1 pseudogene is annotated in these 336 nt (G+C 86.9%); it reads right to left on the bottom strand.

Annotation, left to right across the window (positions count from 1 at the left end):
• Positions 1-77 precede the first annotated feature (77 nt).
• A pseudogene (locus ACFV0O_RS39540) lies at positions 78-336 on the bottom strand (hypothetical protein); the annotation flags it as partial.

Raw genomic sequence — 336 nt, forward strand, 5'->3', positions numbered from 1 at the left:
GGGGGGGGGGGGGTGGGGGCGGGGGGGGGCGGGCGGCGGGGGGGGGGGGCGCGCGCCCCCCCCCCCCCCCCGGGTTCCTACCTGCGGCGCAGTCGCGACCACTGGGCGCGGGCTCCGGCCAGCACCTTCGCGCCGGCCGGGGTGCCGCCCAGGAACAGCGCGGCGGGTCCGCCGACCAGCAGCACCAGGCCCGCGATCAGCGCGACGGGCAGCAGCAGCCGGGCGGTGCCGGGCCGGTCGGGCACCGGGGTGCCGACCGGGGCCGCGGCGAGCGGGCCGCCCGCGGGGGCGGCGGAGGGGCCCGCGGTCGCGCCGGGCTTGGCGCCGGCCGCGGCC

Source organism: Kitasatospora sp. NPDC059577 (assembly GCF_042735475.1).
GTDB lineage: Bacteria > Actinomycetota > Actinomycetes > Streptomycetales > Streptomycetaceae > Kitasatospora.